The sequence below is a fragment of the Amycolatopsis roodepoortensis genome (genome assembly GCF_014873915.1).
GTDB lineage: Bacteria > Actinomycetota > Actinomycetes > Mycobacteriales > Pseudonocardiaceae > Amycolatopsis > Amycolatopsis roodepoortensis.
The window spans coordinates 180336-193114 of sequence record NZ_JADBEJ010000008.1; the positions used below are offsets into that span (position 1 = coordinate 180336).

The 12779-nt window shown below is 69.4% G+C and carries 14 protein-coding genes; 10 read left to right on the forward strand and 4 right to left on the reverse strand.

The features are described from left to right. Positions 1 to 100: 100 nt before the first annotated feature. A complete protein-coding gene (locus H4W30_RS38470) occupies positions 101 to 2611 on the forward strand; it encodes a transglycosylase domain-containing protein (protein WP_192747245.1) in 2511 nt (836 codons plus the stop codon). Here the strand turns inward: H4W30_RS38470 and H4W30_RS38475 are convergent, their stop codons facing one another. Beyond that, a complete protein-coding gene (locus tag H4W30_RS38475; protein ID WP_225950787.1) occupies positions 2612 to 3661 on the reverse strand; it encodes a Gfo/Idh/MocA family oxidoreductase in 1050 nt (349 codons plus the stop codon). It abuts the gene before it with no gap. Positions 3662 to 3716: 55 nt separating this feature from the next. Here H4W30_RS38475 and H4W30_RS38480 point away from each other — a divergent pair, with 55 nt between their 5' ends. Together H4W30_RS38480 and H4W30_RS38485 are read left to right on the forward strand one after the other, a co-directional pair. Beyond that, the gene (locus H4W30_RS38480) at positions 3717 to 4799 is read left to right on the forward strand and encodes an ROK family transcriptional regulator (protein WP_192747246.1); all 1083 of its coding nucleotides are present in this window, start codon (positions 3717 to 3719) and stop codon (positions 4797 to 4799) included. Between the two features lie 17 nt (positions 4800 to 4816). Then, positions 4817 to 6364: a glycosyltransferase family 87 protein gene (locus H4W30_RS38485; protein WP_192747247.1), complete on the forward strand. Its 1548-nt coding sequence runs from the start codon at positions 4817 to 4819 to the stop codon at positions 6362 to 6364. Here the strand turns inward: H4W30_RS38485 and H4W30_RS38490 are convergent. From H4W30_RS38490 to H4W30_RS38500, 3 genes are all read right to left on the reverse strand, one after another. Continuing rightward, positions 6321 to 6656: a hypothetical protein gene (locus tag H4W30_RS38490; protein WP_192747248.1), complete on the reverse strand. Its 336-nt coding sequence runs from the start codon at positions 6654 to 6656 to the stop codon at positions 6321 to 6323. The two genes, H4W30_RS38485 and H4W30_RS38490, sit on opposite strands and share 44 nt — an antisense overlap. Before the next feature lie 44 nt (positions 6657 to 6700). Next, on the reverse strand, positions 6701 to 7210 hold the full coding sequence (locus H4W30_RS38495) for a hypothetical protein (protein ID WP_192747249.1): 510 nt from the start codon (positions 7208 to 7210) through the stop codon (positions 6701 to 6703). Positions 7211 to 7327: 117 nt separating this feature from the next. Then, positions 7328 to 8101: a deoxyribonuclease IV gene (locus tag H4W30_RS38500; protein WP_034314318.1), complete on the reverse strand. Its 774-nt coding sequence runs from the start codon at positions 8099 to 8101 to the stop codon at positions 7328 to 7330. A gap of 118 nt (positions 8102 to 8219) precedes the next feature. Between H4W30_RS38500 and H4W30_RS38505 the strand changes: the two genes are divergently transcribed. The 7 genes from H4W30_RS38505 to rplI all read left to right on the forward strand — a co-directional run bounded on the left by H4W30_RS38505 (position 8220) and on the right by rplI (position 12734). Then, on the forward strand, positions 8220 to 9023 hold the full coding sequence (locus H4W30_RS38505; RefSeq protein WP_192747250.1) for a hypothetical protein: 804 nt from the start codon (positions 8220 to 8222) through the stop codon (positions 9021 to 9023). A 123-nt stretch (positions 9024 to 9146) separates the two neighbouring features. Beyond that, positions 9147 to 10034 carry a hypothetical protein gene (locus H4W30_RS38510; protein ID WP_192747251.1) on the forward strand — a complete coding sequence of 296 codons (888 nt, stop codon included), beginning with the start codon at positions 9147 to 9149 and terminating at the stop codon, positions 10032 to 10034. A 101-nt stretch (positions 10035 to 10135) separates the two neighbouring features. Beyond that, entirely contained in the window at positions 10136 to 11020 is an 885-nt protein-coding gene (locus H4W30_RS38515; protein ID WP_192747252.1) for a hypothetical protein, read from the forward strand. A 78-nt stretch (positions 11021 to 11098) separates the two neighbouring features. Then, positions 11099 to 11419 (forward strand): 30S ribosomal protein S6, encoded by a 321-nt coding sequence (gene rpsF, locus H4W30_RS38520; protein WP_016338288.1) that lies wholly within the window; start codon positions 11099 to 11101, stop codon positions 11417 to 11419. Positions 11420 to 11436: 17 nt separating this feature from the next. Beyond that, positions 11437 to 11940, forward strand: coding sequence for a single-stranded DNA-binding protein (locus H4W30_RS38525; protein WP_126734698.1), 504 nt, complete (start codon positions 11437 to 11439; stop codon positions 11938 to 11940). Between the two features lie 77 nt (positions 11941 to 12017). Continuing rightward, positions 12018 to 12266 (forward strand): 30S ribosomal protein S18, encoded by a 249-nt coding sequence (gene rpsR / locus H4W30_RS38530; RefSeq protein WP_005168122.1) that lies wholly within the window; start codon positions 12018 to 12020, stop codon positions 12264 to 12266. Between the two features lie 12 nt (positions 12267 to 12278). Further along, complete coding sequence (rplI, locus tag H4W30_RS38535; protein ID WP_005168124.1) at positions 12279 to 12734, forward strand: 50S ribosomal protein L9; 456 nt, start codon at positions 12279 to 12281, stop codon at positions 12732 to 12734. Positions 12735 to 12779: the final 45 nt, after the last annotated feature.

Here is a 12779-nt window from a genome sequence, read left to right on the forward strand (position 1 = left end):
GTGGCATCGGTGAACCTGAACCGATCCGATACGTCTTAACTAGAAGGAGACCTGCGACCGCAGGACCGCGCTCACCACGGAAGGTTCGGAGGACGTCCCAGTGAACGACGATCCCCACGGCGGATGGCCAGGTCAGGACCCTGACCCCGCACGTCGTCCGCAGCGCCCGGCCGGACCGCCCCGCCGCCCCGCCGGGCCGCCCCCTGGACACGGGCAGCGGCAGGGTCCCCCTGGTCAGGCGCCGTGGCAACGCCAGGGGCCCTCCCAGCAGCAGCCGCCACCGCGCCGCCCGCAGCGGCCCCCGGTCGCGCCGCAGCACGAGCCGGACCTCATCACACATCACGAGCACAACGGCACCACCGACCGCGGCTACGACGAGCCGTACGACGATGAGCCGTACGGTCCGGAGACCGACGAGAACGGGAAGCCGATCCTCACCCCCGCCCAGCGCAAGAAGCGCCGGTGGAGACGGATCCGGCGAGTGCTGCTCGCGCTGTTCTGCCTCTTCGTCGTCATCCCGGCGATCGCGTTCGTGATCACCTACTTCGCCGTCGACGTGCCGTCGCCGCAGTCCGTCGCGGCCACCCAGGGCCAGGCGGTGACGTACTACTACGCCGACAACACCGAGATGGGCAAGGACGTCCCCAAGGGCGGCAACCGGCAGATCCTGACGCCGGAGCAGATCCCGGACATCGTCAAGAAGGCCGTGATCGCCACCGAGGACGCCTCCTTCGAGACGAACTCCGGCTTCGACATCGGCGGCATCCTGCGCGCGGTCTACAACCAGGTGACCGCGGGCAAGGGCGGTGGCTCGACCATCTCCCAGCAGTACATCAAGGTCGCCAGCGGGGACGACGAATCGTCGCTCGCCCGTAAATGGACCGAGCTCGCCAAGTCCTTCAAGATGAACCAGACGTACGAGAAGAAGGACATCATCTCGGCGTACCTGAACATCATCTACTTCGGGCGTGGCGCGTACGGGATCGAGTCGGCCGCGCAGGCGTTCTTCGGCAAGCCCGCCGGTGACCTGAACGCGTCGGAGGCGGCGCTCCTCGCGGGCCTCATCCAGCAGCCGGGCCGCTCCGAGAACCCGAAGGTCGCGAACGATCGCTGGAACGTCGCGCTGAACCGCATGGTGCAGAACGGTTTCCTCTCCGCCGCGGACCGCGCGAACCTGCAGTTCCCGACGCCGATCCCGCAGGAGGACAAGCAGCAGGCCGGGGTGGTCAACCCGTTCATCCGCGACAAGGTCATGGACGAGCTCGCCGCGAACGGCATCACCGCCGACGTCTACTACCGGGGCGGCTACAAGGTCTATACGACCATCGACCCGAAGGCGCAGGCCGCGGCCGAGCAGGCGGTGGCCGACGGGATGAAGGGCCAGACCGACGAGAACCTGCTCAACGCGCTCGTCGCGATCGACCCCAAGACCGGCGGCGTGAAGGCGTACTACGGTGGCCCGTCCATCGTGAAGGGGCCCGACGGCAAGGACCAGAAGGGCCGTGACTGGGCGAACACCCCGCAGAACCCCGGATCGTCGATGAAGCCGTTCGACCTCACCGCGTACATGCAGCTGGGCAAGGGCGGGATCAACTCGACGTTCGACGGTTCCAACAACCGGCAGTTCGGGAAGCAGACGATCCGGAACGCCGGTCCGGGCAGCTCGTGTTCGGCGCAGTGCACGGTGTCCGAAGCGATGCAGCGCTCCGCGAACACGGTGTTCTACGACATGGTCGTGAACGTGACCAAGCCGGGGCCGGTGGCACAGGCCGCCAAGGACGCCGGCATCAAACCCGCGCCCGAGGGCGTTTCCGAGCTGTACGCCGACAACAACATCGCGCTCGGCGGTGGCAAGACGGCCGTCAGCCCGGAGGACATGGCCGCCGCGTACGCGACCTTCGCGGGCGAAGGCCAGCGGCGGGACAAGCACTTCATCGTCAAGGTGACCAACTCGCAGGACGAGGCCGCGTACTCGGCTCCGGAAGAGGCGAAGCCGGCGTTCTCCGACGACGCGGACAAGAGCAAGCAGATCGCCGGGAACGTCACCGAGTCGCTCAAGGGTGTCATCCCGTTCTCGAAGCTCAAGTGCCCCAACAATCACGAGTGCGCGGGCAAGACGGGAACGCAGCAGCACACCTACCGTCCGGGCGAGCCCGCGTCGGCGAAGGACGCCAACTCGCAGACCTGGATGGTCGGCTACACGCCGTCGATCTCGGCCGCGGTCTGGGTCGGTGGCGACGGTGACAAGGCGCTGAAGGGCAAGAACGGCAAGTCGATCTTCGGTTCGACGATCGCCGGGCCGATCTGGCAGAAGTTCCTTTCCCTGTACCTGAACGGGAAACCGGGGGAGCGCTTCGAGAAGGTCAAGATCATCGGCGGGGACGACAACAACACCGTCCCGTCGACGCAGACCCCGCCGGACGAGGACGAAGGCTCGACCGAGACCGGCACGCCGTCGACCGGCCCCTCCACCGGGTCTTCCTCCTCGCGGAACGAGGAGGAAGAGACCTCCAGTTCGCGGAACCCGCCTTCGTCCAGTGAGAACAACGGCGGCGAAGAAGAAGGCGGCAACGGGCCCGGCCGGGGCGGCGGCAGAGGCGACAACGAGTAGCTAGAGGGTGACGACGCGCCGTTCGGCACCCGCAAGGTGGGCGGCTTCGATGACCCGGAGCGCCTCGACGGCGGAGGCGGGATCGACCGGGAAACCGCCCTTGCCGAGCAGCGCGTCGCGCACCCGCGCGTAGAAGTCCTCGTACCGGCCGACCTCGGTGGGCACGGTTTCGACGTCGTCGTTCACGCCGAGCACGCCCGCGTCCGAGGGCGGCTCGACGCCCCAGCCGGGGTCGCCGGGCCGCAGTCCGTCCTTGATCTGCGGCTCCTGGACGTCGAGGCCGTACTTCGTGAAGGTCGCCTTGTCGCCGAGCAGGCGGAAGCGCGGGTTCCGGGTGCCCGCGAGCGCGGACGCCCACAGATGCGAGCGCACCCCGTTGGTGTGATGGAGGGCGACGAAGGCGTCGTCGTCGACCGACACCCCGGCGCGGCGCCTGTCGACCTCCGCGTAGACCTCGGAGACCGGGCCGAACAGCTGCAGCGCCTGGTCGACGATATGCGCGCCGAGGTCGTAGAGGAGGCCGCCCGCCTCGGCAGGGTCGCCGAACTCGCGCCAGTTGTCCCGCGGCTTCGGCACCCAGCGGTCGTAGCGTGACTCGAAGCGGAAGACGTCGCCGAGACGGCCGGACTCGAGGACCTTCCGGACGGTGAGGAAGTCAGAGTCGAAACGGCGGTTCTGGAACACCGTCAGTCCGACGCCCTTGGCCTTCGCCGCTTCGACGACCTTCGCGGCTTCGGCCGCTGTCGGCGCGAAAGGCTTGTCGACGACGACGGGCAAGCCCGCCTCGATCGCCCGAAGCGCGAGCGGAACGTGCGTGCGGTTCGGCGTGCTGACGACGACCAAGTCCAGCTCGCCGGCTTTCGCGAACAACGCGTCCGCGTCGGGCAGCACGTCGGCGGCCGGATAGTCGGCGCTCGCCTGGCCGACCCGGTCCGGATTCGAAGTGACGATGGCGGCCGGGGTCAGCCCCGGTGTCGCGTCGACCAGCGGCGCGTGGAAGACGCGTCCGCCGGTGCCGTATCCGAAGATCCCCACTCGCAAGTCAGCCATGACCCCATTAAACAACAGTGTTGCGTAATCAGCCAGTCATGGCAGGATGCGCGCTATGCCGGACACCGGGGTGAATCTGCGCGGCCTGCGCCAGCACAATCGGACACTGCTGCTCACGCATATCCTGCGCGCGGGCGGCCTCAGCCGCGTCGAACTCGCCGAACGCACCCGGCTCACGCAGCAGGCCGTCTCGAAGATCGTCCCCGAACTGCTCGAAGCGGGCCTCCTGGACGAAGAACGCCAGGCCGCGTCCGGCGTCGGCAAACCGCGCACCCTGCTGCGCGTCCGCGCGAACGCCCGGCACGCGCTCGGCGCCCAGCTCGACCGGGACTCGTTCCGCGTGCTCATGACCGACCTGACCGGGAAGATCATCGCGTCCCGCGGCGGGCCGCTGACCCCGGGATTCACCCCCGCCGAGGCCGTCGCCGCCCTCGGCGAAGCGACTGAAGGGCTGCTCGACGGTGTCGAGGGTGTCCTCGGCCTCGGCGTCGGGTCCGTCGGCCCTCTCGACCACCGCGAAGGAGTGGTCCGGGACGCCACGAACATGCCGGGCTGGCACCACGTCCCCCTGCGCGACCTGCTCGCGAAACGCACCGGGCTGCCCGTGCGGCTCGACAAGAACACCAACGCCGCCGCCTTCGCCCAGCACTGGCCGGAGGGCGCCGAGGCCGCGACCGCCGTCGTGCTCGTCGGCACCGGGATCGGCGTCGGCCTGCTGATCGACGGCAGGCTGTACCGCGGGCCGCGGACCAACGCGGGCGAATTCGGGCACACCACGCTCGCCTTCGACGGACCGCGCTGCGCGTGCGGCCGCCGCGGCTGCGTCGAGGTGCTGCACAACGCGGCCGCGACCACGGAGGAGGCGGCGGGCCTGCTCGCGATCGGTCTCGCCGACCTCGTCCAGGTCCTCGACCTCGAACGGGTCGTGCTGACCGGGCGGTCGGTCCGCGCGGAGCCAGAGGTCTACCGCGACACCGTCGCGGCGCGGCTGCGGGAGCTGCTTCCTTTGCCGCACTGGCAACGGATCCAGGTCGATCTCGACGAGATGGGCGACGACGTGGTCGCGTTCGGCGCGGCGGCGGAGGTGCTGGCCGGGTTCTACGAGAGCGGCGACATCACCGGGTGGTCACCCGGATAGGCGCTAACATCCGCCACGTGTCCGACCAGACGACCCAGCCCGAGGCTCCGCTCTCCCTCACCCCCGGCGAGCGGGTCATCCCGAGCTGGAACGAACCGCTCGTGGCCGCGGCCACCCGCCCGATCGGCGGCCCGCTCGGCGAGCACGCGGCCGTGGGGCGGCACTGGTTCTGGTCCCCGCAGCGAGTGGGGCTGCTGCTGGCCTGCCTCGCGCTGGTGCTCTCGTGGTTCGGCAAGGCGTCGTGCATCCAGCAGTACACCGACGACTCCGGGACCCATCAGCTCGACTGGCGGGCGGGCCGCCCGTTCGTCGCGATGTGTTACTCGGACATCATCCCGCTCTACAGTTCCGAGCGCCTGAACGATCCGGACACCTTCCCGTACGTGACTTCGTGGACCGAAGACGCGGGAACGGCGAAGGAGACCACGCGGTACATGGAGTACCCGGTCGCGACGGGTCTGTTCCAGTGGATCAACGCGAAGATCACCGAAGCGTGGCTTTCGGTCGCGGAATCGGGCTGGCTGCCCGGCGCGCTCCCGGTGGCCGTGTACTTCAACATCTCGGCGCTGTGGCTCGCGCTGGCCTGGCTCGTCACGGTGTGGGCGACCGGCCGATCGCTGAAACGCCGCCCGTGGGACGCCGCGCTGGTCGCGATCTCGCCGCTGGCCATGGTGCACGTCTTCACCAACTTCGACGCCATCGCGACCGCGTTCACCGCGACCGCGCTGCTCGCGTGGGCCCGGCGCCGGCCGGAGATCGCGGGTTTCCTGCTCGGCCTCGGCGCGGCGGCGAAGCTGTATCCGCTGCTGTTGCTCATCCCGTTGTTCTTCCTGTGCCTGCGCGCGGGCAAGGTCAAACAGTGGGCGCTCACCAGCGGGCTCGCCGCGGCGACGCTCGTGGTGGTCAACGTCCCGTTCGCGCTCGCCGCGCCGACCGGCTGGTGGGAGTTCTTCCGGCTCAACACGGCGCGCCCGATGGATCCCGACTCGCTCTACAACGTGATCTCCCACCTGTCCGGCTGGGCCGGTTTCGACGGGAAGCTCGCGACGGGCCAGACACCGGTCGTGCTCAACGCCGTCGTCGCGGTGCTGTTCCTCGCCGCCTGCGCCGGCATCGGGTACGTCGCGATGAAGGCGCCGCGCCGTCCGCGGCTCGGCCAGCTGGCCTTCCTCGTGGTGGCCGCGTTCCTGCTGACCAACAAGGTGTGGAGCCCGCAGTATTCGCTGTGGCTGGTGCCGCTGGCGGTGCTCGCGATCCCGCGCTGGCGGCTGCTGCTCGGCTGGATGATCCTCGACGCGCTGGTCTGGGCGCCGCGGATGATGTACTACCTCGGCGTCGACAACAAGGGCCTGCCCGAAGACTGGTTCCTCGGCACCGTCGTCGTCCGCGACCTCGCGGTGGTCGGCCTCTGCGCGCTGGTGATCCGGGAGATCCACCAGCCGCGCCGAGACCTCGTCCGCGCCGCCGGGGACGACGATCCGATCGGCGGCTTCCTCGACGGCGCCCCCGACGCGCGGACGGTCAAACGCGTTTCAGCACCTCAGGCCCAGGACGTTCCAGCCTGATGTGCTTGCCGAAGTCCTCGGCCCCGAAGTCGTCGATACTCACGATGACGGCTTCGGGTGACGTCTCGACCAGACGGCAGCTGACCCAGTCTTCCCCGTGCTTGACCGACCAGCGCTCGGCGAGGATGGCCAGCCCCTCGGCCTCCAGCAACGCGACGGAGTCGTCGAAGGCGGCGGGCCCGCCGAGCGGGTAGCCGAAAACGGTCAGTGCCTGCCAACGGGTTTCCGGCGCGGGGACGACGTAGCCGACGTGCTCGCCGTCCTCCGCCCGGTACACGGTCCGATTCTTCATGCGGCACAGGTTCGACCCTCCCGTGGCGTGAGGGTCAAGCCGATTCAGCGCACGAGGTAGCCGCCCGTGCTCGTTTCGAAGAACGGCACCGGCCCGGTGCAGGGCAGGACGTCCTGCTCGAAACCGCCGTACCCCCAGCTCCAGCCGATCCGGTCGTGCCCGCGCGGCACGTCCCGTACCGAGAAGCCGACGCGGCGGCCGACCACGTTCACCGGGAAGGCGGGGATGTCGGCGCGTTCGATCACGCCGGTCAGGACGGCGAGGTCGCCGTCACGCGAGACGCAGTCGACCTTGCCCTCGAAGTCGGCGACGAGTTTGCCGTCCTTCGCCAGATGATTCACGTGGAACCGGCCCGAAGATTTCCCGGGTTCCCCGAAAGCGGCGAAGTCGAATCGGACCGGCTCGCCTTCGTAGGCGGGGAACGTCAGCGGCCCGCCCGCCGACCCGATGACGACCGAGCCGGCCGACGGAGCCGCCGTCGCCTGCGTCGCCCCCAGCGTTCCCGCCGCGACGGCGAGCACGGCGACCGCGGCGATCTTCGACTTGATGTTCATGGCTTCCCCTCCAGCACCGGGTGTTTCCCGGTCGAGGTCGAGCCTTTCGCGATCGGGCGCGCCCTGCCCTCCCGCCGGAGAGGGAACGATCTCCCTCCCAAGGGCGAGCGCGGGATGTCAGGCGACGCGTTCCCGGACGTAGGCGATGTCCGCGGCCTGCCCGTCGGCCGGGGTCTCGACGACCACCGGAGCGCCGGCCTCGGCCGCGACCGCGACCAGTACCTCGGGATCGATCGTGCCGTCACCGCCGACGACGTTGGCGTGCCGGTCACGGGTGGAACCGAACTCGTCGCGCGAGTTGTTGAGGTGCACCAGATCGATCCGGCCGGTGATGGCCTTGACCTTCTTGACGGCCTCGGTCAGGTCCCAGCCCGCCGCGTACGCGTGGCAGGTGTCGAAACAGAAACCCGCGCCGAATTCGCCGACCTTGTCCCAGAGCCGGGCGATCGTGTCGAGGTCGCGGGTCATCGCGTTGTCGCCGCCCGCGGTGTTCTCGATCAGGATCGGCACGGCGAAACCGCCCTTTTCCTGTTCACGCTCGAAAAGCTTGCGCCAGTTGACAAGACCTTCTTCGACGTCCTCGCCCGCGCCGACGTGGCCGCCGTGCACGACGAGCCCTTTCGCGCCGATCGCGGCAGCGCCGTTCGCGTGCTGGGTGACGTTCTTCCGCGACGGGATGCGGATGCGGTTGTTCATCGACGCCACGTTGATCAGGTACGGCGAATGGATGAACACCTCGACCGGCGATTCCTTGATCGCCTCGCCGTGCGGGTGGGGTTTGGGAGCTTTCCAGCCCTGCGGGTCGGAAAGGAAGAATTGAAGGACTTCGGCTTCGCGCTCGGCGACCGCGGCCAGCGGGTCGTCGTCGCGGACATGGGCACCGATTTTCATGGTGGCAAAGTACCCTTGGGCGATTCTCCCTGGCGCGGGCCAGGTCGTCACGCTCGTGGGGTAGCGTGAGCGCGTTCCGTTAAACCGCGTGGGTCCTGAGGGGCGGAGGACGAACTCGATGGGGAAGACTGCCGGGCGGATCACGGCTTGGGGATTCGCGCTTTCGGTCACGGCCGGGCTCGCGTTCCCGATGACCGCGACGGCCGCCGAGGAACCGAATCCGACCCTTTCCGGCGACTGCGCCGCCACGCTGCAGAACGGGAAGTCCGCCGACGGACTCGTTCTCGACGCGGGCGCCCCGCTGAATTCGCCCGAGGCGCTGACGGTCGGCCTCGATTCGAAGGCCAAGACCGCCGGAGGACGGAAGCCGCTGCTTTCGCTGCCGGTCGGCGATCTGGTCAAGACCACCGGCCTCACCGACAACGCGGTCGGCGACCTCGCCGCGCAAGGCGTCTGCAAACCCGCGCAGGGCACGGTCAACGCGCTCGGGAATCTGACGCAGGATGTCACGAAGGACGTGCCGCCAGTCGTGACCCCGCCGTCCCCGCGGCCGCCGGAAGACCCCAAGCCGCCGCAGCCTCCGACGCCGGGTCCGGGGCCGGGTCAGCCCGGTGGCCCGGGCAGCGAACTTCCGGTCCAGACCGGCCCGGGTTCCTCCACCGGCATCGGCGGCGACTCGATCGCCGGCGTGATCAGCAACGCCGCGCTGCTCCCTGGCAGCTTCGTCCAGGCGCCGGTGATCACCGAGATCATCCCCGGTGAGGTGCCGCCGCCGACCGTCGACGAGAAGGACGCGGGCCACGCGCAGGCCATCCAGGCGCCGGTCGCCCCCGCCAAGCTGCCGCTGCTGCTCGCGGTACTGGCGCTGGCCGTCGTCGCCGCGGCCCTGGTCCGTGCCTGGCTCCGGGGCAAGCCCGCCTGATTTCACCGTAAGTGACGCCCGCTTCCACTCGAATGCCTGACTTCTTCGAGTGAGCGGGCGTTACTCGTCTCCGTTAGCGTCGTTGTGCAGGTAGGTGACCCCGACGACGGAGGTGTCGAAGGCATGCGCGAACGGACACGGAGGGCGACAGCCCTGGGTGCGTCGGCCTTCATTCTCGCGGGCTCGGCCGCCCTCGCCATGCCCGGCACGGCCGCCGCCGCCGAGACCAAGACCGCTCCGTGCGGCGGTTCGGTGACCGCCAAGACCGGCGACAAGATCGTCGGCCAGACCTTGCTCGGCATTCCGATCAATCTCGGCACCGCGGGATCGGTCACCGGGGTACTCACCGGGACCGTCAACGCGCTGCTCGGCGAGGTCTGCAAGGTGACGGTGACGATCGTGAACACCGTCGTCGCACCGGTCCCGGTCGTCGGCGCACCCGCCGCGGAGGCGCTGAACGGCGCCGTCAGCGGCACCCACGAAGCCCTGACCGGCGGCGCCAAGCCCGCTCCCGGAACCCAGCCCCAGCCAGGGAAACCCGCTCCCGGCACGCCCGGCAGCGGCGGCCCGCAGACGGGCGGACCGGGCGCGCCCGCGCAGGGTGGCGCTCCCGCGCAGGGTGGCATCCCGGCGGCGAACAGCCCACTGCTGCCCGGCACCTTCACCCCGAACTTCGGCAACCTGCCATGGGGCATCAGCACGGGCTACGCGCCGATGCGCGACTACAGCTCCATCCCGATGGCGACGGCCGGTCTGTTCAGCCCGTCGCCCGGCCTCCGGTACGGCGGTCAGATCCCGGGTTACACGCCGCAGTTCGGCGTCTCGGCCGAGAACCAGAACGGCAACCCGGACGTCCAGACCGCGGGACAGGCCGAAGCGCTACCGAGCGTGAGCGACGGATTCACTCAAGACGGGAAACTGCCGCTGCTGATCGCCGTTTTGGCACTCTCCGGAGTCAGCGCGGGCCTCGTCCGCACCTGGGTGCTCCGCCGAATGGCCGCTACAAGTTAGACCTACCGCCTAGTATCTTTCTGGTCACTCCCTCGTTATCCCCGTCGCAGTGATTCCTCATGCACTGCCACACGCCCCCACCGACCCGGAGGAACGCGCCCGTGCGGAAGACCACCATCTGGCAGACCACCCGCAAGGCGCTCACCGTCACCGCACTGGCCACCATGGTCACCGGTGGCGCGCTCCTGACGGCGGGGACCGCCTCGGCGGCCACCACGCTGGCGAACGCGTGCAGCGGCACCGTCAACGGCGGGATGGGCGACACCGTCGCGATCACCGGCACCTCGGTCAAGGAACTGGTGCGGGCGGGCGCGCGGGAAGCGGGCACGCTGGCGCTCTACGACGTCGCCGCGAACGACATCGCCAAGGTCAACAAGATCGACCTCGGCACGGTCCCGAACGCCGCGGGCGGTTCGATCGACGGCAAGGCGATCGGCGCGGCCGTGCGACAGGCGGTCAAGAACACCAAGTCCTGGGGCCTCGGGCTGAACCCCGAAAAGACGCTGAACTCCATCGAGCACAAGGTCGCCGGCAGCTGCGGCCTGACGACGGTCGCGACCAACTACGTCGCGCCCACCCTGCCGACGCCTGGCACCACGGCCCCGCAGCAGGGCGGCACCGGCGGCGGCACCAACGGCAGCATCCCGCCGAACACGAACCTGCTCCCCGGCGGCAGCAACGGCACCGGCTACGCCCCGCCGCGCGACTACGGCAACCTTCCGGTCGCGCAGCCGGGTGTCGCGGTGGCGCCGGGCGTGCGCTACCCGGCCAACAGCCCGCTCCCGGGCGAGGGTGCCCCGCAGTACGGCACCGACGGCCAGGCGGGTCAGGGTCCCGACGTCCGCAACGCGGGCAACGCCGAAGCGCTCGCGACCGACGGCATGCCCGGCGGCGACGTCCAGCTGCCGATGCTGCTCGCGGTGCTCGTGCTCGCCGGCGTGACCGCCGCGCTGGTCCGCACCTGGGTGCTGCGCCGCGTCGCCTGACCGCCAGGTACGCTTACCTGGACAAACCCTCCTGCCACGGACAGTCCGTGGCCGCGAGCCCATAGGAGGTGAGTGGTTGTGTCACGCCATTACGAGGTAATGGTCATCCTGGACCCCACGCTCGACGAGCGTACGGTGGCCCCGACCCTGGACAACTTCCTCAACGTGATCCGCACTTCGGGCGGAAGCGTCGAGAAGGTCGACGTCTGGGGCCGTCGCCGGCTGTCCTACGAGATCAAGAAGCACGCCGAGGGCATCTACGCGCTGCTCGACCTGAACTCGACTTCGGAAGCGGTCAAGGAGCTGGACCGTCAGCTCTCCCTGCAGGAGACCGTGCTCCGCACCAAGGTCATGCGCCGCGAGATCAAGCGCGCCGCGACCGCCGCCGCCAAGGCCTGAGCCGAAGGACTTTCCCGATGGCTGGAGACACCGTCATCACGGTGATCGGCAACCTCACGTCCGACCCGGAGCTTCGCTTCACCCCTTCCGGTGCGGCGGTCGCGAACTTCACCGTCGCGTCCACCCCGCGCACGCTGGACCGTCAGTCCGGCGAGTGGAAGGACGGCGAGGCCCTGTTCCTGCGCTGCAACATCTGGCGTCAGGCGGCCGAGAACGTCGCCGAGTCGCTGACGCGTGGCGCGCGGGTCGTCGTGCAGGGGCGCCTCAAGCAGCGGTCTTTCGAGACCAAGGAAGGCGAGAAGCGCACCGTCGTCGAGCTCGAGGTCGATGAGATCGGCCCGTCGCTGCGTTACGCCACCGCCAAGGTGAACAAGGTCAGCCGTGGCACCGGTGGCGGTGGCGGCGGCTTCGGTGGTGGCGGCGGTGGCCAGAGCGCCCCGCCCGCCGACGACCCGTGGGGTTCCGCCCCGCCCGCCGGTGGCGGCGGTGGCGGCGGTTTCTCCGACGAGCCGCCCTTCTGATCAGGCGATCCACCGCGGGCGAAAGCTCCGCGAGACGCCGCGAGACAACCACTACGTAGAAATCCAGGAGAAATACCGTGGCCAAGCCACCCATCCGCAAGCCCAAGAAGAAGGTCTGCGTGTTCTGCAAGGCCGAGAAGAAGGGCCGCCCGGAGAACATCGACTACAAGGACACCAACCTGCTTCGGAAGTACATCTCCGACCGCGGGAAGATCCGTGCCCGTCGCGTGACCGGCAACTGCAGCCAGCACCAGCGTGACATCGCCATCGCGGTCAAGAACTCCCGCGAAATGGCGCTGCTGCCCTACACCTCGACCGCACGCTAAGGAGGCACGTCAATGGCGAAGATCATTCTCACCACCGACGTCGCCAACCTCGGTGGGCCCGGCGACATCGTCGAGGTCAAGGACGGCTACGCACGCAACTACCTGCTCCCCCGCGGCTACGCCATCGTGGCCACCAAGGGCGCGGAGAAGAACGTGCGCACGATCAAGCGGGCGCAGGAGAGCCGTCGCATCCGCGACCTCGACCACGCCAAGGAGATCAAGGCGACCCTGGAGGGCCTCGGTGCCATCCAGCTGAGCGGCAAGGCGGCCGAGGGCTCGAAGAAGCTCTTCGGTTCGATCACCACCGCCGAGATCGTGGACGCGATCAAGGCCGCGGGTGGCCCGCTGCTCGACAAGCGCGTCATCGAGCTGAAGGACCACATCAAGACCGTGGGCAAGCACTCGGTCGGCGCCCGTCTGCACCCCGACGTCCGCGTCGACGTGCGGCTCGAGGTCAAGGCCAAGTAACACCGCTTCGGCACAGGGCGGGACGTCTCCATTCCGGAGGTGTCC